Genomic DNA, 20,204 nt, shown 5'->3' with positions numbered 1-20,204 from the left:
GTCAAATGACGGCTTTATTATTTGTATTATTGAACTTTAACAAATTTCTTGAAGTATTCATCTCGTTTGGTTTTATCGTTTACATATGGCTTAACAAATTTATTTTCCCATGATTTATCAGCAACTTTTATAGATTCAATATCAAATCCAAGGTGTGCATTTAAAGAATCTCTGCTTAAGTCTACATTGTAAGTTTTCCCCTCGAATGGAAGAGTTATATTAATGGAATTTAAAGCATGAAAACGTCTTAATATTCTAGCTGATTCTTCTACAAACATTTTTTCAATAGTGTCTTCACCTGAAAATTCCTGTTTGTACTGTTCCTCTGTAGTAGTACTATCAGCATGTGCAGATTTGTAAGCTGCAAAAGAGTCATAGAATGTGATTTCAGCTTTATTATTATGTAGCTTTGCTTCTTTAATGAAGTTTACACCCTTAATTGATTTTGTATAAACAACAAAATCTTCTTGACTGACTGCTTTCTTTTTAGTAGTATCTTCTTTTTTTGCCTCTTGTTTTTGTACATTTTTATCTTTCGCTTCAGTTTTATCTTCTGTAGAACCGCAACCAGCTAAAAGTCCTAGTGATAGTCCTGCTGCAATTAATTTTTTCATTGGTTGTACCTCCTAGTTGATGTTAATAACTGCATTATTATATCAAATTTTGGAGGGGATTGTATTATTTATAAAAAATATAGTGTATTTCTAAGGAGGGCTCTTATAAAATATAGAACTCAAACTCTTCATGATGATTTCTTTTGGTTATGTAGGATTCCCCAAGAGTATAAAGTGAAAAAACTTTCGTTAAATTAAAATAGTTCAACTTACTATCCAGTTTTACATTATAATAGAAGAAATTAAAATGGATTTTTTTGTCATCACCTTGTTGGCGTAAACCTCATGCGTCTAATGGCGACAAAAAACATCTATTTCGTCCCATTCGGTCAAGATGCACCAGAGAAAAAACCGAACTCAATGGTAGCTCGTATGGAGTTACTGGAAGATACAGTATTAGAAGCGCTGCAAGGAAAGCAATTGCAACCGGTTGTCGTAGAAAAATTCAGATATATGAATTAAAAAACGAAAAAAAACGGACAATTTTTGATGAAACCATCATTCTTACTGTAGAATATGATAAAATTAACGTTATTAAGATTAGAAGGGGTATTCTATACTCCTTCTGATTCTAAGTTATAGAAGGATTGGTATCTAGAAAGGGGCATAGTGATGGAAAAGCAAAAAACTTTTCATGTCGCTGTAGTTGGAGCAACCGGCGCAGTTGGTGAACAAATGTTAAATACTTTAGAGAAACGAGAATTTCCAATCGGGAAGTTAACGTTACTTTCATCTAAACGATCTGCAGGTAAGAAACTTGTATTTAAAGGCGAAGAATTTACAGTTCAAGAGGCAACTCCTGAAAGTTTTGAAGGAGTAGATATCGCACTATTTAGTGCTGGTGGATCTGTATCAAAACAATTAGCGCCAGAAGCAGCGAAGCGCGGTGCGATTGTTGTTGATAATACAAGTGCATTCCGTATGACAGAAAACGTGCCACTTGTTGTACCTGAAGTAAATGAAAACGACTTAAAAGAACATAATGGTATCATTGCAAATCCAAACTGTTCTACAATTCAAATGGTAGTAGCTCTTGAGCCAGTTCGTCAGCAATATGGTTTAAAACGAGTAATCGTTTCCACATATCAAGCTGTATCAGGTGCTGGTGCGGCAGCTATTGAAGAACTGCATGAACAATCACAAGCAATCTTAAATGGCGAAGAAGTTAAGGCGAATGTTTTACCTGTATCAGGTGATAAGAAGCATTTCCCAATTGCTTTTAATGCGATTCCGCAGATTGATAAATTCCAAGATAATGGATTTACGTTTGAAGAAATGAAAATGATTAACGAAACGAAAAAAATTATGCATATGCCTGAATTAGAAGTAGCGGCAACATGTGTACGTTTACCAGTTGTATCAGGTCACTCTGAGTCTGTTTACATCGAAGTAGAAAAAGAAGGCGTAACAGTAGAAGAATTAAAGAGCTTACTTGCAAATGCGGAAGGTATTGTTCTGCAAGATAATCCAGAAGAGCAGTTATATCCAATGCCAGCTACTGCAGTAGGTAAAAACGAAGTATTCGTTGGAAGAATCCGTAAAGATTTAAATAACGATAAAGGATTCCATCTTTGGGTCGTATCTGATAACTTATTAAAAGGCGCTGCATGGAATTCTGTTCAAATTGCAGAGCGCTTAGTAAAATTACAATTAGTGTAAACGGCTAAGAGAAGGTGCAAAATATGAAAATAATTGTTCAAAAATTTGGTGGCACATCAGTACGTGATGAAAATGGACGTAAGCATGCGCTTCATCATATAAAAAAATCATTAGCTGCTGGTTATAAAGTAGTTACTGTCGTATCTGCTATGGGCCGTAAAGGTGAACCATATGCAACTGATACTTTGTTAAGTCTTGTAAATCAAGAGGAATCTCACATTTCTAATCGTGAGCAAGATTTATTACTATCATGCGGAGAATTAATCTCTGCAATCGTCTTCTCTAATATGTTAAATGAGAACGGTATAAAAGCGGCAGCGTTCAATGGTGCACAAGCTGGTTTTGTAACAAATGATGATTTTACGAATGCTAAGATTATTGAAATGAATTGCGATCGTATACATGAAGAGTTAGAAAATGTAGATGTAATCGTCGTTACAGGATTCCAAGGACAAACGAAAAAAGGTGATACGACAACACTTGGACGCGGAGGTAGCGATACTTCAGCTTCAGCTTTAGGTGTTGCGCTTCATGCTGAATATATCGATATCTTCACAGATGTAGAAGGTGTTATGACTGCGGATCCTCGTATCGTAAAAGATGCACGTCATCTTCAAACGGTAACGTATAACGAAATTTGTAACATGGCATATCAAGGTGCAAAAGTCGTTCATCCACGTGCAGTAGAAATTGCGATGCATGCCAAAGTACCACTTCGTGTACGTTCTACGTATTCTGATAGTGAAGGTACGCTTATTTCAGCATCTGACGGTGCTACAAAAGGCCGTGATGTAGAAGAACGCCCTGTTACAGGTATTGCTCACGTATCAAACGTAACGCAAATTAAAGTGCTTGCGAAAGAAACAGCATTTGATTTGCAGCAGCATGTGTTTAAAGAAATGGCGAATGAAGGAATAAGTGTCGATTTAATTAACATTTCACCTACTGGGGTAGCTTATACGGTGAGTGATAATGTATCAAATCGTGCAGTTGAATTATTACAGAACCTTGGATACGAGCCAATTGTGACAGAGCATTGTGCAAAAGTATCTATTGTAGGAGCTGGAATGGCAGGATACCCAGGGGTTACTGCGAAAATCGTTACAGCTTTAGCAGAAAAAGGTGTTCAAATTCTGCAATCTGCAGATAGCCATACGACAATTTGGGTTCTTGTAAAAGAAACTGATTTAGTGGAGGCTGTAAATGCATTACATAGTGCGTTTGAGCTTTCAAAAGAAAAGCAACTGGAACAATAAGGAGTGAGACCATGATAGATTTTGGGACAATTGCAACCGCGATGGTAACACCGTTTGATATAAACGGAAATATCGATTTTGCAAAGACAACGAAATTGGTAAATTATTTAATAGATAACGGTACAACAGCAATCGTGGTAGGAGGAACGACAGGAGAATCTCCTACATTAACTTCAGAAGAAAAAGTAGCGTTATATCGCCATGTCGTATCTGTTGTCGATAAAAGGGTGCCCGTAATCGCTGGAACAGGTAGCAATAATACGCATGCTTCTATTGACTTAACTAAAAAAGCAACAGAGGTTGGTGTTGATGCAGTAATGCTAGTAGCGCCGTATTATAACAAACCGAGCCAAGAAGGAATGTATCAGCACTTTAAAGCAATTGCTGAAAGCACGCCGCTTCCGGTTATGCTATATAACGTTCCAGGACGATCTATTGTACAAATCTCCGTTGATACAGTTGTTCGTTTATCAGAAATAGAAAACATTGTTGCGATTAAGGATGCAGGCGGCGATGTGTTAACAATGACAGAAATCATTGAAAAAACAGCGGACGACTTTGCAGTATACAGCGGTGATGATGGTTTAACGTTACCAGCTATGGCAGTTGGAGCGAAAGGTATCGTTTCTGTAGCATCTCATGTTATCGGAAATGAAATGCAAGAAATGATTGCGGCATTCCAAGCAGGAGAATTTAAGAAGGCGCAAAAATTACATCAATTACTTGTAAGAGTAACGGATTCATTATTTATGGCGCCAAGCCCAACTCCAGTAAAAACAGCGTTACAAATGGTTGGATTAGATGTAGGTTCTGTACGTTTACCACTTCTTCCATTAACAGAAGAAGAAAGAGTAACGTTACAATCTGTTATGCAATCTATCCCTCGTTAATAAAAAATGACCTAGTGTAGAACTAGGTCATTTTTTATTGGTATGAAAATCTTTTTTTCTCTATTCTCATCTATATGTCTTCTTATAAAAACTATATTATGCACCTGTTTAGCAGCTTCTTCATTATGTATTGCAACATGTATAAGAAAATAATCGTCCCCCTTTAAAGGAAGCAAAAATTCATAGTTATTTTAGAATAAACATTTGTATAAACGTAATAAACTATCGATTTTGTTTATTGCAGAAATTGCCTCAAATGTGATGGGAATCGAACAAAAACTACATTTTTTAGGTGTTTTTGTTCGATTCTAGAAAAATAAGTCTTGAAAATCCATATTATGAAATTAATTTAGTATTTATGGATATTTCTTCAAAATAATATGAAGTATAAAATCGAAGTAAACATAAAGGAAATACGTTCGATACTTTTGTTATAATTCCGTTCTTTTACTTTTTCTTTCGCACGATTTAACTTGTGTTCTATTTCTTGTATCAGGTATAATATGGCTAAGTAGCTTAGTACGGGTATGCTTAGCAAAATTGGTAAAAATTATAATTTGATTACATTTTCATATCATATCGAATAAGATATTTGATTTATATAATGAAAGAGAGGTGAAACCTGGTTTAAAAAATAAACAAGGACATGATATCGCATAACGGTAAGGACATTCGTCTTGGACGGTGAATATATGGTGGTTGTAGAGTTTCCCCTGGTGTCTCTGCAATTTTAGTGAAATCAGTGTTTGAAAGATTTTTAAACCAGGCAACAACATGAAGAGAAAAGAGAATGAGTCTGTTAAAGTATTTGCTCTTGGTGGAGTAGGTGAAATCGGGAAAAACATGTACTGTGTTGAAATTGATTCTGAAATCTTTATTGTAGATGCAGGATTAATGTTCCCGGGAGATGAAATGTTTGGAATTGATATCGTTATTCCTGATATTACATATTTAGTGGAAAATCAAGAGCGAGTAAAAGGTTTATTTATTACTCACGGTCATGAAGATCATATTGGTGGTATTGTTTACGTACTTCGTAAATTATCTATTCCAGTGTATGCAACGAAATTAACAGTAGGACTTATACAAGAAAAGCTGGGCGAAGCGGGTATGTTAGGTCGCGTAGACTTAAAAACAATCGATTCAAATTCAACAGTAGAGTTTAATACTACAACGGTGTCATTCTTTGGAACGACACATAGTATTCCAGATTCTGTTGGTGTTTGTTTCCATACATCAAAAGGTGCTATCGTATATACGGGAGACTTTAAATTCGATCAAACTCCAATTGGAAATAGTGGAGCGGATCTTGGAAAAATGGCGCAAATCGGAAATGAAGGCGTACTATGCTTACTATCTGATAGTACAAATGCTGAGCGTCCAGGCTATACAGGTTCTGAAAAAGAAGTTGGTGTAGAAATTTCTAAAGTGTTCTACGGAGCAGAAGGACGTATTATTGTTGCTTCATTTGCATCGAATGTACATCGTATTCAACAAGTATTTGATGCAGCTGCTGAAACAGGACGAAAAGTAGCGGTTGTAGGACGTAGTATGGTAAAAGTGGTAGATATCGCAAGACGTCTTGGGTATTTAGATGTTCCAGAGGGTATGGTTATTTCACTACAAGAAGTAGACAATTTCCCAGAGAAAAAGGTAGCTATTTTAACGACAGGTAGCCAAGGCGAACCGATGGCAGCCCTTTCTAGAATGGCAAAGCAAGCTCATAAACAGATTTCAATTCGTAAAGGTGATACGGTTATAATTGCGGCTTCTCCAATTCCGGGTAATGAAATATCTGTATCGAAAATTATTGACTTGTTATTTAGAGCTGGAGCTGAGGTTATTTATTACGGTGAAAGAAAAGTTCACGTTTCAGGTCACGGTAGCCAAGAAGAATTAAAACTAATGTTAAATTTAATGAAACCGAAATATTTTGTACCCGTACATGGTGAGTTTCGTATGCAAAAAGCACATGCATATTTAGCTGAAGATGTAGGTATTGCAAGAGAAAATATCTTTATCGTAGAAAAAGGCGATGTAATTGCTTTTGGTGACGATGAAGCAAACTTAGTTGGCAAAGTGCAAGCTGGTAATGTTTTAATTGATGGGCTAGGTGTAGGTGACGTTGGTAATATCGTTCTTCGAGATAGAAAAATGTTATCTCAAGATGGAATATTAGTAGTTGTTGTAACACTTGGTAAAGATGAAAAGAAAATTATCTCTGGTCCAGAAATCATTTCACGTGGCTTTGTATATGTTCGTGAATCCGAAGCGTTAATTGACAGATCTACAGAGATTGTACGTATGATTGTTGAGCAATCAATTAAAGAATATTCAATTGAATGGTCTATGTTAAAACAAAATATTCGTGAATTATTAGGACAATTCTTGTACGAAGAGACGAAGAGAAAGCCTATGATTTTACCGATTATTATGGAAGTATAAAAAAGGTCACCTTTACGGGTGATCTTTTTTCTTTTTTAACTCTATCGAATGAAATTTATAACTTAAGAAATAATAGTTATATACGAGTGAAAGGGGATGCGATATGACAGAACGTGATCGTTATACAAATGAAGAGAAAGAGGCTGAGCCGAAAGAAGGTGGGAAAGAAGCTTCATTAGTGGAAAAAATTCAACAGCTTGGACAAACGAATGTACCACAAATGAATGAATCGCGTATTCATTGTTTAACAATCATTGGACAGGTGGAAGGTCATGTTCAGTTGCCGCCGCAAAATAAAACAACAAAATATGAGCATATTATTCCGCAAATTGTTGCGATAGAACAAAATCCGAAAATTGAAGGCTTGCTTTTAATATTAAACACGGTCGGAGGTGACGTTGAAGCAGGGCTAGCAATTTCTGAGATGGTCGCTTCGCTTTCAAAGCCAACGGTATCACTTGTTCTGGGTGGAGGGCATTCTATCGGGGTACCAATAGCCGTTTCTACGGACTATTCATTTATTGCAGAAACTGCGACGATGACAATTCATCCTATTCGTCTAACAGGTCTTGTTATAGGTGTACCGCAAACATTTGAGTATTTAGATAAAATGCAAGAAAGAGTCATTCGATTTGTAACGAAGCATTCGAAAGTGACGGAAGATCGTTTTAAAGAGCTTATGTTTGCGAAAGGGAATCTAACGCGAGATATCGGTACGAATGTAATTGGTGGAGATGCAGTGAAGTATGGTCTTATAGATGATGTCGGTGGTATTGGAAATGCGATTCGAAAATTAAACGAATTAATAGATGCTCGCGGGAATGATAGTGCAGAAGGGACAATGCTACAATGATTTTATATACAATTATGCCAGAGCAACTTGTGTATCCAGTTGATTATTCACAATGTGAAAGTCAAAAAGTCGTAAATATAAACGGTGTTGAATTAATGGTTTCTGAAGAAGAACGTGGGGGTTATTCGATTGTGCGGGTGTTAAGTACGGACCCGCTTCACTACTTAGAGTTTGAGCCCGGCCAGCAAATAACCTTTTAGTAAAAAGAAGGATTTTGTTTAGAAGCTATGGTATAATATAAAAAACAAGACGGTTGAGCAGCCATGAGAGGGCTGCTTTCTTCTGTTTATTTAACATTTTACAAGAAGTGTAAAAATAGAAGATATAAAGACCTGAAAAAAATAGAGAAAACAGACATATAAGTGGAGTTTTTTAGGGGTTTTACTTATATGTAGAACACGAGGTGAAGAAATGGCAAAACAAAAGCAAAGAGGGACGAAGGCAAAGGCAAGACGTACGATAAAGCCAACTTTGTATTATGAAATCGTCGGTTTAACTCTTTTTGCACTTTCAATCATTACGATTTTACAGCTAGGTGTTGTAGGGAAATCGTTTGTGTTATTTTTTCGCTTCTTCTTTGGTGAGTGGTACATAATTGGTGTGTTAGGTGTAATAGCTTTATCCGTTTCGTTCGTTATAAAACGTGGATGGCCGAATCTATTAAATAAACGGTTAATTGGTTTTTATTTAATAGTATTGGCGATATTAATGTTTAGCCATATTACATTATTTAACCTTCTTACGAAAGACGGGGCAGTGCAAAATACTTCTGTTATTGTGAGTACGAAAGATAATTTCTTTCTTGAAATGAAAAAAGGACCAGATAGTGTTCATTTAGGTGGTGGCATGTTTGGTGCGCTTATGTTTGCTACATGTTACTTCTTGTTTGACGAAGTAGGAGCTTATATCATTGGTATTATTTTAGTTATTCTCGGTATACTTTGTATAACAAATAAGCATATTGGAGAAGTGTTAGCTCCAGTTGGTAGAATTCTTAGAAGTCAATTTCAAGTGATGCAAGGGGATTATAAAGATTGGAGAGCCAAAAGAACGGCTGAACAAACAGAAAAGAAAAAAACAACAAGAAGCACAAGGAGCAAACGTGCTGCAGAACAAGAAGAAATTATTGAGCCGATGGAAGAAATCTCAATTGATCCTCCAATTATTTCAAATTTCACTGAGAATTATCCTGTAAATGAAGAAGAGGATAAACGAATTGAAGTAGAGCAAGAAGAGTTAATCACTTCACCGTCTATCGAAGAGGCTCCGCCAATTGAAGAGCCGAAGAAAAAGCGTGGAGAAAAAATCGTTGAATCGCTAGAGGGGGAAACGCAAGCACCTCCTATGCAATTTTCAAATGTAGAAAATAAAGATTACAAGCTTCCTGCACTTGATATATTGAAATTTCCAAAGAATAAACAAGTTACAAATGAAAATGCGGAAATTTATGAGAACGCTCGTAAATTAGAACGTACATTCCAAAGTTTTGGTGTGAAAGCGAAAGTAACAAAAGTACATAGAGGTCCTGCGGTTACGAAGTATGAGGTGTACCCTGATATGGGGGTAAAAGTAAGCAAAATTGTCAGTTTAAGTGATGATTTAGCGCTTGCTTTAGCTGCAAAGGACATCCGTATTGAAGCACCAATTCCCGGGAAATCAGCTGTAGGGATTGAAGTTCCGAACTCAGAAGTTTCTATGGTAACACTTAGGGAAGTTCTTGATTCTAAAGCTAATAATCATCCAGAAGAGAAGTTGTTAATTGGTCTTGGACGAGATATTACAGGTGAAGCTGTATTAGCTCGATTAAATAAAATGCCCCATTTGCTCGTAGCTGGTGCGACAGGTAGCGGGAAGAGTGTATGTATTAACGGTATTATTGTTAGTATTTTAATGCGTGCAAAACCACATGAAGTAAAATTAATGATGATTGATCCGAAAATGGTAGAGTTAAATGTATATAACGGTGTGCCTCATTTGTTAACGCCAGTTGTAACTGATCCGAAAAAAGCATCGCAAGCATTGAAAAAAGTTGTGAGTGAGATGGAACGTCGTTATGAATTATTTGCTCATAGTGGTACACGTAATATTGAAGGGTATAATGACTATATTAAAGAACATAATAGTCAATCAGAAGCGAAACAGCCCGAATTACCGTATATTGTAGTAATTGTAGACGAGTTAGCAGATTTAATGATGGTTGCTTCGTCTGATGTAGAGGATGCGATTATGCGTTTAGCGCAAATGGCGCGTGCTGCTGGTATTCATTTAATTATTGCAACGCAGCGTCCATCAGTTGATGTTATTACGGGAGTTATTAAAGCGAATATTCCATCACGTATTGCATTCGCTGTATCTTCCCAAACAGATTCTCGTACAATTCTTGACGGCGGTGGTGCAGAGAAACTACTAGGTCGTGGAGATATGCTGTTTATACCGATTGGTGCATCAAAGCCTGTACGTGTACAAGGTGCATTTTTATCAGATGATGAAGTTGAGAGAGTTGTAGAATATGTTATTGGCCAGCAAAAAGCGCAATATCAAGAAGATATGATCCCACAAGATGTTCCTGATACAAAGCAGGAAGTAGAAGATGAATTATATGATGAAGCAGTTCAGCTCGTAGTGGAAATGCAAACAGCATCTGTTTCTATGTTGCAACGTAGGTTTAGAGTTGGTTATACGCGAGCAGCCCGTTTAATTGATGCAATGGAAATGAATGGTGTAGTAGGTCCGTATGAAGGTAGTAAACCACGAGAAGTGCTCATTAATGATGTACAAGAAAAAAGTTCATAAAAAAAGCCTAATTGTTTTTACAATTAGGCTTTTTTATATGCTGGTTTTGTTATATACTATATTCAGCAGTTAAGAAAGGGCTTACATTCAAAGTGATTCTTTAGAATACGAATACTTTGATGTGGTTTTTTGTGAACGTTCGATATTTAATGTAGAAAAATGTTAAATTTTGTTGACACGTATGGGAGCAAGTGGTAAGATTACTTCGAAAAGAATCACTGCCTCATATAATCTTGGAGATAAGGTCCATAAGTTTCTACCTGGCAACCATGAATTGCTAGACTATGAGGGGAAAAGTGTGTAACAAAGGATGTAAGAGATCTTTGTGCCGAACTTTTTCTCGAAATGAGGAATGTTTATGGTGCAAAGTTTTTTTTATGCAGTAAAGAGTGAAAATTTCATCTTAAAAAATTATTAATATTTATTCGACAATTAAGCTTATTTTTAGTATTTAGTAATTTTATTATGTTGTAAGTTGAAAAAAGAGAAAAGAAGTCTTACATCAGAGGTCGAATAATTGAAATGCGGGGGAGTCTTATGTCAGTAAAATCCGATAGTCGTCACCTATATTTACGGGTGATTGATCACATCAAAGAAAAAATTAAAGATGGAGCTTACAAAGAAAGACAGAAGTTACCATCAGAGTTTGATTTAGCGAAAGAGCTTGGTGTAAGTAGGGCGACTTTAAGGGAAGCACTGCGTATTTTAGAAGAAGAAAATGTTGTCATTCGTAGACATGGTGTAGGAACATTTGTAAATGCAAAGCCATTATTTTCTTCAGGGATTGAACAACTTTCTAGCATTACAGATATGATTTCTAGTGTGGGGAAAACACCAGGAACTATCTTTTTATCATCATCTACAACAAGTTTAACAGAAGAAGAAAAAGAGAAGTTTAATAGTGAAGATGGTTTTAATGCAGTAATGATTGAGCGTGTGCGTACAGCAGATGGGGAACCTGTTGTATATTGTATCGATAAACTTGCAAAAGAAATATTGCCGGATTTATCGGGATATAATGAAGAATCATTACTAACGGTGATACATAATAACACGCATAAGCGCATAACATATGCGGTTGCTCACATTGAGCCAATTGGCTATCATCCGAAAATCTCACCGATTTTAGAATGTGAACCGGAAACGGCACTGCTAGTTTTAAAACAAATGCACTATGATCAAAATGATGAGCCAATCTTATATTCTATCAATTACTTTAGAGCTGACAAGTTTAGCTTCCACGTACTAAGAAAACGTATGTAGGTGAGTTCCTTTTTAGGGAGGTGACAGCAAGAAGTTAGGGACAGCAGCGTATAAAAAAATAGACAATTCATTTCAGGAGGGGTTTCTAGTATGAAGAAAAAAACAGGTCTTTTATTATCATTAACATTAGCAGCAAGTGCGGTTTTAGGTGCATGTGGTAACTCGGATAAAGCAAGTAGCGACAAAAAGGGTGACAAAGATTTTAAAGTGGGTATGGTTACAGATGTTGGGGGCGTTGATGACAAATCATTCAACCAATCTTCTTGGGAAGGATTAAAAAAGTTTGGTAAAGATAATGGATTAAAAGAAAAGACAAATTATCGTTACCTACAGTCTGAAAAAGAAGCAGATTATATTCCAAACTTAAAGAAATTTTCAAAAGATAAGTATGATTTATCTTTCGGAATTGGTTATAAATTAGAAGGTGCAATTAAAGAAGTTGCAAAAGAATCTCCAAAACAACAATTCGCAATCGTTGATACGGTTGTAGATGCACCGAACGTAACAAGTATTACATTTAAAGATCATGAAGGATCATTCCTTGTAGGTGCGGTAGCAGCTATGTCAACAAAATCAAATAAAGTAGGATTTGTTGGTGGAATGAAGAGTGATTTAATTAGTAAATTCGAAAATGGATTTAAAGCTGGTGCAAAGGCAGTAAATCCAAACATTGAAATTGTATCTGAATATGCGGAAGCATTTGATAAACCTGAAAAAGGTACAGTTCTTGCATCAGCAATGTATGGTCAAGGTGTAGATGTAATTTATCATGCTGCTGGTGGTACAGGAAACGGCGTGTTCACTGAAGCGAAAAACCGTAAGAAAAAAGGTGAAAATGTTTGGGTAATTGGTGTTGACCGTGACCAAAACCAAGAAGGTATGCCTGAAAACGTAACATTAACTTCAATGGTAAAGCGTGTAGATATCGCTGTTGAAAAAGTAGCACAAGAAGCAAAAGACGGTAAATTACAAGGCGGTAAAATAGAAGCGTTTGGCTTAAAAGATGACGGTGTTGGTATCGCAAAAACAACTGACAACGTGAAAAAAGTTAACCCTGAAATCTTAACAAAAGTAGAAGAGTTTGAAAAGAAAATTACAGCTGGTGAAATTAAAGTACCAGCTACAGATAAAGAGTATAAAGAATATGAAGCTTCTCTAAAAAAATAAATAGAGAAATAGCAAAGGTTAGTTCATAGAACTAACCTTTGTATGTATAAAACTTCCGAATTGCTTAATAAGTTAATAGTGTAATAGGGGAATGTTCCCTGTTAAAAGGAGGAACACAATGGAATACGTAATTGAGATGAATAACATTACGAAAGTATTCCCAGGCATTGTAGCGAATGATGATATTACGCTGCAAGTAAAGCAGGGAGAAATACATGCTTTACTTGGAGAAAATGGTGCAGGGAAATCCACATTAATGAATGTACTATTTGGTTTGTACCAACCAGAACAAGGTGAAATTAAAATTAAAGGAAAACCTGTAAAAATTACAAATCCAAATATAGCAAATGACCTTGGTATTGGAATGGTCCATCAGCACTTTATGCTTGTTCATAATTTTACAGTTACAGAGAATATTATTCTCGGAAACGAACCGAAGAAAAAAGGGAAAATTGCTGTTGACGAAGCTGCTAAAGAAATTCAAAAATTGTCTGAACAATATGGTTTAGCTGTAGATCCATATGCAAAAATACAGGATATTTCAGTTGGTATGCAACAGCGTGTTGAAATTTTAAAAACACTTTACCGCGGAGCGGAAATTTTAATATTTGATGAACCGACGGCAGTGTTAACACCACAAGAAATTCATGAGCTAATTCAAATTATGAAAAAGCTTGTGCAAGAAGGAAAATCTATTGTTCTTATTACACATAAGTTGAAAGAAATTATGGAAGTTTGCGATCGTTGTACGATTATTCGTAAAGGAAAAGGGATTGGAACGGTTGACGTTGCAAATACGGATGAACATAAACTTGCAGAATTAATGGTCGGACGTCAAGTGAATTTTAAAACAGAAAAAATAGACGCTAAGCCAAAAGAAGAGGTACTTTCAATTGCAAATCTTGTTGTTCAAGATGCGCGTCAATTACCTGCTGTAAAAGGCCTTGACTTAACTGTTCGTGCGGGGGAAATTGTTGGTATTGCAGGGATTGATGGAAATGGACAAAGTGAATTAATAGAAGCAATTACTGGTTTACGAAAAGTTGAGTCAGGTTCTATTGCAATTAAAGGGAAAGAAATAACGAATTGGCCTGTTAGAAGAATCACAGAAGAAGGAATTGGTCATATTCCAGAAGACCGTCATAAGCACGGATTAGTTCTTGATTTTTCTGTTAGAGATAATATCGTTCTGCAAACGTACTATAAAAATCCATTTTCAAAGAAAGGGATTTTGAATTTTAGTAAAATTACAGAAAAAGCAAAGGCGCTTATTGAACAGTTTGATGTACGTACACCGAGCGAACAAACATTAGCACGCGCTCTATCTGGTGGAAATCAGCAAAAAGCAATTATTGCACGTGAAGTAGATCGTGATCCAGATTTATTAATTGCGGCACAGCCAACACGTGGTTTAGATGTAGGAGCAATTGAATTTATTCATAAGAGATTAATAGAACAAAGGGATAAAGGAAAAGGAGTACTACTTTTATCACTAGAGTTAGAGGAAATCTTAAATGTTAGTGACCGAATTGCTGTTATTTATGAAGGAGAAATTGTAGCAATAGTTGATGCGAAAGAAACGAATGAACAACAGCTTGGATTGTTAATGGCTGGAGGAACAAAGAAGGAGCAGGTGAGTACAAATGGCTAAAAAACTTTTAACAGAACGAACGATAAATATTTTAGTCCCAGTACTATCCGTTATTTTCGGCTTACTTGTCGGAGCAATTGTAATGTTAGTTAGTGGCTATGACCCAATTGTTGGTTATAGTGCACTTTGGACAGGAATGTTCGGCAGTTCAAGTGCAATTGGTGAAACGCTTCGTACAATGATACCGCTTATTCTTGCTGGCTTATCGGTGGCGTTTGCATTTCGTACAGGTTTATTTAATATCGGAGTAGAAGGTCAATTGTTAGTTGGTTGGCTTGCAGCGGTTTGGTTCGGTTATGCAGTTTCGCTACCAGCTGTTCTTCACATTCCATTATCTATTTTATTTGCAGCATTAGTGGGCGGAATATGGGGATTCATTCCTGGATATTTAAAAGGCAAGTTTCAAGTTAATGAGGTTATTGTAACAATTATGATGAACTATATTGCATTATATGTAACATATGACATCATTAAGCGCTTTTTACATGAGGGTAATGATAAAACATACGATATTAAAGAGAGTGCGTCATTATCTTCAGACTGGCTTGCTTCCATTACTGATGGTTCACGCCTTCACTGGGGAATTATTGTGGCTATTTTAGTAGCTATCTTAATGTGGTTCTTATTAGATCGAACAACTTTAGGTTATGAATTAAAGTCGGTAGGTTTTAATCAACATGCTTCTCAATATGCAGGTATGAAAGTTTCTCGTAATGTAGTATTCTCCATGACAATTGCTGGTGCATTTGCGGGAATTGGTGGCGCGATGGAAGGATTAGGAACATTCCAAAGTATGACAGCAATGTCTTCGTTTACAGGAGTAGGATTTGACGGGATTGCCGTAGCCTTACTTGGAGGGAACAATCCGTTTGGTATTATCCTTTCAGCTTTATTATTTGGTGGTTTAAAAAGTGCTTCCCCTCAAATGAACTTTGAGGCAGATGTACCATCAGAGCTTATTAACGTAATTATTGCATGTATCATCTTCTTTGTTGCATGTAGTTATGTGTTAAGATGGGCGCTTACACGCATGAGCAAGGAGGGGAAATAAATGAGCTTTTTAGATATATTAGCCATTCTTGTGACGGGTACGTTATATACATCAGCACCTATAATTTTTACAGCACTAGGTGGTGTATTTAGTGAACGATCGGGTGTTGTAAATATAGGATTAGAAGGACTAATGCTATTTGGTGCATTTATTGGAGTTGTTACAAACTTATTAATGGGTGATACTTGGGGAACGATGACTCCTTGGATTGCATTATTATTTGCGGCAATTGGTAGTGGGTTATTTGCATTACTTCATGCGGTAGCTTCTATTACATTCCGAGCGGATCAAGTTGTAAGTGGTGTAGCGATTAACTTCTTATCTCTTGGTTTAACAGTATTTGCAATTAAGAAGATTTTTGATAAAGGGCAAACTGACTTTATTCAGTATCGTATTGAAAAGATTGACATTCCAGGTCTTTCGGATATTCCGGTTTTAGGAAAAATATTCTTCTCAAACGTACCAATAACGTCGTATATTGCCATTATTTTAGCATTCGTTGTTTGGTATGTTATTTATAAAACACCGTTCGGTCTTCGATTGCGTGCTGTTGGTGAACACCCAATGGCAGCGGACACGATGGGGATTAACGTATATAAAATGCGCTATATCGGAGTTTGTATATCGGGAGTGTTTGCTGGGATTGGTGGAGCGATTTTTGCAATGTCAATTTCTAATAACTTCTCAGGGGCAACTATTACAGGACAAGGGTTCCTAGCTTTAGCTGCTATGATCTTTGGGAAGTGGAATCCACTAGGTGCATTAGGTGCAGCGCTATTCTTTGGTTTTGCGCAATCATTAAGTGTAACAGGTGGAACAATTCCTGTATTAGATCAAATTCCGAGTGTTTTATTAACGATATTACCGTATGTATTCACAATATTAGCACTTGTTGGTTTTGTAGGTCGTTCTGAAGCTCCGAAAGCATTAGGAACTCCTTATGAAAAAGGAAAACGATAAGTATAAAAAAGCTCGCACATTAGTGCGGGCTTTTTTACATAGACTATATTTAATACGGAATTTTACTATGTTCCTTACATATTACAGTTTTTAGAAAGGGGCTAATGTAAGTATAGTGAGGAAGAAAAGTTGATTTTTCATTTCTAAAAACTGTATATTGAAGAGGAATATTCCTATATACGTAAAGGAGGGCTATAAATGAAACTGATGGAACAACAGTTACATGAGTTAGGTGGTTTACGAGTACATATTATTCCAACTGATAAATATAAAACAAATACATTTGTATTTCGTTTTAAAGCACCTTTAAATGAGGAGACGGTGACAGAGCGTGCCCTATTGCCATACGTATTGCAAAGTGCGACAGAAAAGCTTCCTTCTGTAATTCGTCTTCGTCAATATTTAGAAGAATTATACGGATCTTCTTTGGCGGTAGATGTGAGTAAAAAGGGAGAAGACCATATCATCTCTATTTATGTAGACATTGCAAATGAAGTATATTTACATGATGCACCACCGTTATTTGAAAAAGCGCTTTCTATGTTATCGGATATAGTTTTACATCCAGCAACAGAGGGGAACAGTTTTTTACCTTCTATTGTAGAAAGTGAAAAGAGAGCGCTCTTGCAACGAATTGAAGCGACTTATGATGATAAAATGCGTTATGCAAACGAGCGTTTAATTGAAGAAATGTGCAAAGTAGAACCGTATCGTTTAAGCGCAAATGGAAAAAAAGAGAGTGTTTCTTCTATTACTAATGAAAGTTTGTATCAATATTATCAAAAAGTGTTAGCTGAAGATGAGATGGATCTATATATTATTGGTGATATTTCAGAAAACGCAGTTGATCTTGTAAGTAAGTACTTTTCTATTTCAGCGCGTCCTGTAAGGGAAAGAAATGTACTTCTTCATAAGAGAAATAATGAAGAAAAAGAAGTTGTGGAAAAACAAGAATTAAAACAAAGTAAATTACACATCGGTTATCGTACATTTATTACGTATAAAGACGAAGATTATTTTGCACTGCAATTGTTCAATGGATTGTTTGGAGGATTTTCTCATTCGAAGTTATTCGTTAATGTTCGTGAAAAAAATAGTTTAGCGTACTATGCAGCATCCCGCTTTGAAAGTCATAAAGGCTTATTATTTGTCATGTCAGGGATTGAAGCGAAAAATTATGAAAAAGCGGTAGAGATTATTAAAGAGCAAATGCTTGCAATGCAAAATGGTGATTTTTCTGAAGAAGAGATGCAACAAACGAAAAGTGTCATTCAAAATCAAATATTAGAAGCAATTGATACACCACGCGGATTTGTGGAAATGCTGTATCATGGTATTATTTCAGACCGTACGCGTCCGGTTGAAGAATGGCTTACAGGCATTGAAAGTGTGACGAAAGAAGAGATTGTGAAAGTTGCTAAAAATATTGAACTAGATACAATTTACTTTTTACATGGAACGGAGGGAGAATAAATGGAGAAAATTGTTTATGAGCAATTGAAAGAGACACTCTATTATGAAAAACTTCCTAATGGATTAGATGTATATATTTTACCGAAGCAAGGATTTAACAAAACATTTGCAACGTTTACGACAAAATATGGTTCTGTGGATAATACATTCGTACCACTAGGTAAAGAAGAAATGATTCGTGTGCCTGATGGGATTGCTCATTTTCTTGAGCATAAACTATTTGAAAAAGAAGATCACGATGCTTTCCAATTGTTTAGTAAACAAGGGGCATCGGCAAATGCTTTCACATCTTTCACAAGAACAGCTTACCTTTTTTCATGTACATCAAATGTAGAACAAAATTTAAATACATTGTTAAACTTCGTACAAGAGCCTTACTTCTCTGAAAAAACAGTTGAAAAAGAGAAGGGTATTATCGGGCAAGAAATTCAAATGTATCAAGATAATCCAGATTGGCGCTTATACTTTGGATTAATTGATAGCTTGTTTGTAAAGCACCCGATTAAAATTGATATTGCAGGTACAATCGAGTCTATTAGTAAAATTACGAAAGACCTACTATATGAATGTTATGAAACGTTTTATCATCCAAGTAATATGTTGATGTTTGTTGTAGGTGCAATTGATCCAGAGAAAACGATGGATTTGATACGTGAAAATCAAGCAAAAAAAGATTATAAAAACCAACCGGAAATAGTGCGTTCATTTGAAGAAGAACCAGATGAGGTAAATGAAAAGAAGAAAATTATTTCAATGCCTGTACAAACACCGAAATGTTTAGTCGGTATTAAAGCGACAAACTTAAAAGAAAAAGGGGAAGCCCTTTTAAAACAAGAAATTGCGCTTACGTTACTTTTAGATTATTTATTTGGGAAAAGTTCCGTTCATTACGAATCTTTATATAATGAAGGACTCATTGATGATTCGTTCTCGTATGATTATACGGAAGAGAATAACTTCGGTTTTGCAATGGTTGGCGGCGATACGAAGCAACCTGATGAGCTGGAAGAGCGTTTGAAAGGTATTTTATTAAACACAAATTATGATCAATTAGATGAGGCAGCACTAGAGCGAGTAAAGAAAAAGAAAATAGGTGGCTTTTTACGCTCCTTGAATTCACCGGAATATATTGCAAATCAATTTACACGATATGCGTTTAATGAATCGAGTCTGTTTGAGGCATTGACTGTATTAGAGAGTCTAACGGTTCAAGATTTACAAGAAGTAGCCCAATTACTATTATCAGAAGAGAAAATGAGTGTTTGTCAAGTTTTACCAAAAAAATAAAGGATTTCATAATAATACCCTCATCTTATCATTGATAAATTGTAAGATGAGGGTATTATTTATTTATAAGAAAAAGATTTTGTTGAGATAAGAGAGGAATTTTATGAAAAAGTATGCATTAGTAACTGGGGGAAGTGGAGGGATTGGCTCTGCTATTTCAAAACAATTAATTCAAGATGGATATACAGTGTATGTTCATTATAATAACAGTGAAGAGAAAGTGAATGAGTTGCAGAAAGAATGGAGTGAAGTGATTCCTGTTCAAGCGAATTTAGCTTCCAGTGACGGGGCGGAGCGATTGTGGGCACAAATTGAACACCCTCTTGATGTTATCGTATATGCAGCTGGGAAGAGTATCTTTGGACTCGTAACAGATGTAACGAACGATGAATTGAATTATATGGTAGAACTTCAAGTGAAGAGCATCTATAAACTATTATCAATGGCACTCCCATCTATGATTCAGCGGAGAAGCGGTAATATTGTACTTGTTTCGTCTATATGGGGACAAATTGGTGCATCATGTGAAGTGCTTTACTCGATGGTAAAAGGTGCGCAAAATTCATATGTGAAAGCTTTAGCAAAAGAAGTTTCATTAAGTGGATTAAGAGTTAACGCGGTGGCGCCAGGTGCAATTGAAACAGAAATGTTAAGTGTATTTTCAGAAGAGGATAAGAATGAAATTGCTGAAGAGATTCCGTTAGGACGATTAGGACTACCAGAAGAAGTAGCAAAAACAGTGTCATTTCTCGTATCACCAGGTGCATCTTACATAACTGGGCAAATTATTGGAGTAAATGGCGGTTGGCATTGTTAAAAAAAATTCTTACATAAAAAATAAA

Annotated in this window: 16 protein-coding genes, 1 pseudogene and 1 riboswitch; of the genes and pseudogenes, 16 read left to right on the top strand and 1 reads right to left on the bottom strand. The window is 35.9% G+C overall.

The features are described from left to right. Window positions 1-26 precede the first annotated feature (26 nt). Complete coding sequence (locus ATN06_RS19265; RefSeq protein ID WP_060631963.1) at window positions 27-614, bottom strand: hypothetical protein; 588 nt, start codon at window positions 612-614, stop codon at window positions 27-29. Between the two features lie 267 nt (window positions 615-881). Here ATN06_RS19265 and spoVFB point away from each other — a divergent pair. From spoVFB to ymfI, 16 genes and pseudogenes are all read left to right on the top strand, one after another. Further along, window positions 882-1,076, top strand: a pseudogene (gene spoVFB, locus ATN06_RS19260) (dipicolinate synthase subunit B); the annotation flags it as partial. 150 nt (window positions 1,077-1,226) lie between these two features. Further along, window positions 1,227-2,273 carry an aspartate-semialdehyde dehydrogenase gene (gene asd / locus ATN06_RS19255; RefSeq protein WP_000414849.1) on the top strand — a complete coding sequence of 349 codons (1,047 nt, stop codon included), beginning with the start codon at window positions 1,227-1,229 and terminating at the stop codon, window positions 2,271-2,273. 23 nt (window positions 2,274-2,296) lie between these two features. After that, window positions 2,297-3,529: an aspartate kinase gene (gene dapG, locus ATN06_RS19250; protein WP_060631962.1), complete on the top strand. Its 1,233-nt coding sequence runs from the start codon at window positions 2,297-2,299 to the stop codon at window positions 3,527-3,529. Between the two features lie 11 nt (window positions 3,530-3,540). After that, window positions 3,541-4,419: a 4-hydroxy-tetrahydrodipicolinate synthase gene (gene dapA, locus ATN06_RS19245; protein WP_000564761.1), complete on the top strand. Its 879-nt coding sequence runs from the start codon at window positions 3,541-3,543 to the stop codon at window positions 4,417-4,419. Window positions 4,420-5,193: 774 nt separating this feature from the next. Beyond that, window positions 5,194-6,864: a ribonuclease J gene (locus ATN06_RS19235; protein ID WP_060631961.1), complete on the top strand. Its 1,671-nt coding sequence runs from the start codon at window positions 5,194-5,196 to the stop codon at window positions 6,862-6,864. 103 nt (window positions 6,865-6,967) lie between these two features. Further along, window positions 6,968-7,717, top strand: a complete 750-nt coding sequence (gene tepA, locus ATN06_RS19230; protein WP_060631960.1) for a translocation-enhancing protein TepA — start codon at window positions 6,968-6,970, stop codon at window positions 7,715-7,717. After that, window positions 7,714-7,917 (top strand): YlzJ-like family protein, encoded by a 204-nt coding sequence (locus ATN06_RS19225; RefSeq protein WP_060631959.1) that lies wholly within the window; start codon window positions 7,714-7,716, stop codon window positions 7,915-7,917. The genes tepA and ATN06_RS19225 overlap by 4 nt, the downstream gene beginning before the upstream one ends. Before the next feature lie 211 nt (window positions 7,918-8,128). Next, window positions 8,129-10,510: a DNA translocase FtsK gene (locus ATN06_RS19220; RefSeq protein ID WP_060631958.1), complete on the top strand. Its 2,382-nt coding sequence runs from the start codon at window positions 8,129-8,131 to the stop codon at window positions 10,508-10,510. A gap of 203 nt (window positions 10,511-10,713) precedes the next feature. Further along, window positions 10,714-10,815, top strand: a riboswitch (purine riboswitch). Between the two features lie 232 nt (window positions 10,816-11,047). Then, on the top strand, window positions 11,048-11,773 hold the full coding sequence (locus tag ATN06_RS19215) for a GntR family transcriptional regulator (RefSeq protein WP_000114176.1): 726 nt from the start codon (window positions 11,048-11,050) through the stop codon (window positions 11,771-11,773). Window positions 11,774-11,863: 90 nt separating this feature from the next. Beyond that, a complete protein-coding gene (locus tag ATN06_RS19210; protein WP_060631957.1) occupies window positions 11,864-12,940 on the top strand; it encodes a BMP family lipoprotein in 1,077 nt (358 codons plus the stop codon). Window positions 12,941-13,058: 118 nt separating this feature from the next. Beyond that, complete coding sequence (locus ATN06_RS19205; protein WP_060631956.1) at window positions 13,059-14,591, top strand: ABC transporter ATP-binding protein; 1,533 nt, start codon at window positions 13,059-13,061, stop codon at window positions 14,589-14,591. Next, window positions 14,584-15,642: an ABC transporter permease gene (locus ATN06_RS19200; RefSeq protein ID WP_060631955.1), complete on the top strand. Its 1,059-nt coding sequence runs from the start codon at window positions 14,584-14,586 to the stop codon at window positions 15,640-15,642. The genes ATN06_RS19205 and ATN06_RS19200 overlap by 8 nt, the downstream gene beginning before the upstream one ends. Beyond that, window positions 15,643-16,602: an ABC transporter permease gene (locus ATN06_RS19195; RefSeq protein WP_000008857.1), complete on the top strand. Its 960-nt coding sequence runs from the start codon at window positions 15,643-15,645 to the stop codon at window positions 16,600-16,602. A 198-nt stretch (window positions 16,603-16,800) separates the two neighbouring features. Next, window positions 16,801-18,075 (top strand): EF-P 5-aminopentanol modification-associated protein YfmF, encoded by a 1,275-nt coding sequence (yfmF, locus tag ATN06_RS19190; protein WP_060631954.1) that lies wholly within the window; start codon window positions 16,801-16,803, stop codon window positions 18,073-18,075. Continuing rightward, window positions 18,076-19,362: an EF-P 5-aminopentanol modification-associated protein YfmH gene (yfmH, locus tag ATN06_RS19185; protein ID WP_060631953.1), complete on the top strand. Its 1,287-nt coding sequence runs from the start codon at window positions 18,076-18,078 to the stop codon at window positions 19,360-19,362. It abuts the gene before it with no gap. 103 nt (window positions 19,363-19,465) lie between these two features. Next, the gene (gene ymfI, locus ATN06_RS19180) at window positions 19,466-20,179 is read left to right on the top strand and encodes an elongation factor P 5-aminopentanone reductase (protein WP_060631952.1); all 714 of its coding nucleotides are present in this window, start codon (window positions 19,466-19,468) and stop codon (window positions 20,177-20,179) included. Window positions 20,180-20,204 lie beyond the last annotated feature (25 nt).

The organism is Bacillus thuringiensis (assembly GCF_001455345.1).
Classification (GTDB): Bacteria; Bacillota; Bacilli; order Bacillales; family Bacillaceae_G; genus Bacillus_A; species Bacillus_A thuringiensis_N.
Note: the sequence above shows the minus strand (reverse complement) of the source record. Positions and strands in the feature narration are given on the sequence as shown.

Coding starts and splice junctions, on each gene's coding strand:
- ymfI (WP_060631952.1), top strand. CDS start 19,466: ATGAAAAAGTATGCATTAGTAACTGGGGGAAGTGGAGGGATTGGCTCT.
- ATN06_RS19215 (WP_000114176.1), top strand. CDS start 11,048: ATGTCAGTAAAATCCGATAGTCGTCACCTATATTTACGGGTGATTGAT.
- ATN06_RS19220 (WP_060631958.1), top strand. CDS start 8,129: ATGGCAAAACAAAAGCAAAGAGGGACGAAGGCAAAGGCAAGACGTACG.
- ATN06_RS19235 (WP_060631961.1), top strand. CDS start 5,194: ATGAAGAGAAAAGAGAATGAGTCTGTTAAAGTATTTGCTCTTGGTGGA.
- tepA (WP_060631960.1), top strand. CDS start 6,968: ATGACAGAACGTGATCGTTATACAAATGAAGAGAAAGAGGCTGAGCCG.
- ATN06_RS19195 (WP_000008857.1), top strand. CDS start 15,643: ATGAGCTTTTTAGATATATTAGCCATTCTTGTGACGGGTACGTTATAT.
- ATN06_RS19205 (WP_060631956.1), top strand. CDS start 13,059: ATGGAATACGTAATTGAGATGAATAACATTACGAAAGTATTCCCAGGC.
- ATN06_RS19265 (WP_060631963.1), bottom strand. CDS start 614: ATGAAAAAATTAATTGCAGCAGGACTATCACTAGGACTTTTAGCTGGT.
- dapG (WP_060631962.1), top strand. CDS start 2,297: ATGAAAATAATTGTTCAAAAATTTGGTGGCACATCAGTACGTGATGAA.
- dapA (WP_000564761.1), top strand. CDS start 3,541: ATGATAGATTTTGGGACAATTGCAACCGCGATGGTAACACCGTTTGAT.
- yfmH (WP_060631953.1), top strand. CDS start 18,076: ATGGAGAAAATTGTTTATGAGCAATTGAAAGAGACACTCTATTATGAA.
- ATN06_RS19210 (WP_060631957.1), top strand. CDS start 11,864: ATGAAGAAAAAAACAGGTCTTTTATTATCATTAACATTAGCAGCAAGT.
- ATN06_RS19225 (WP_060631959.1), top strand. CDS start 7,714: ATGATTTTATATACAATTATGCCAGAGCAACTTGTGTATCCAGTTGAT.
- yfmF (WP_060631954.1), top strand. CDS start 16,801: ATGAAACTGATGGAACAACAGTTACATGAGTTAGGTGGTTTACGAGTA.
- ATN06_RS19200 (WP_060631955.1), top strand. CDS start 14,584: ATGGCTAAAAAACTTTTAACAGAACGAACGATAAATATTTTAGTCCCA.
- asd (WP_000414849.1), top strand. CDS start 1,227: ATGGAAAAGCAAAAAACTTTTCATGTCGCTGTAGTTGGAGCAACCGGC.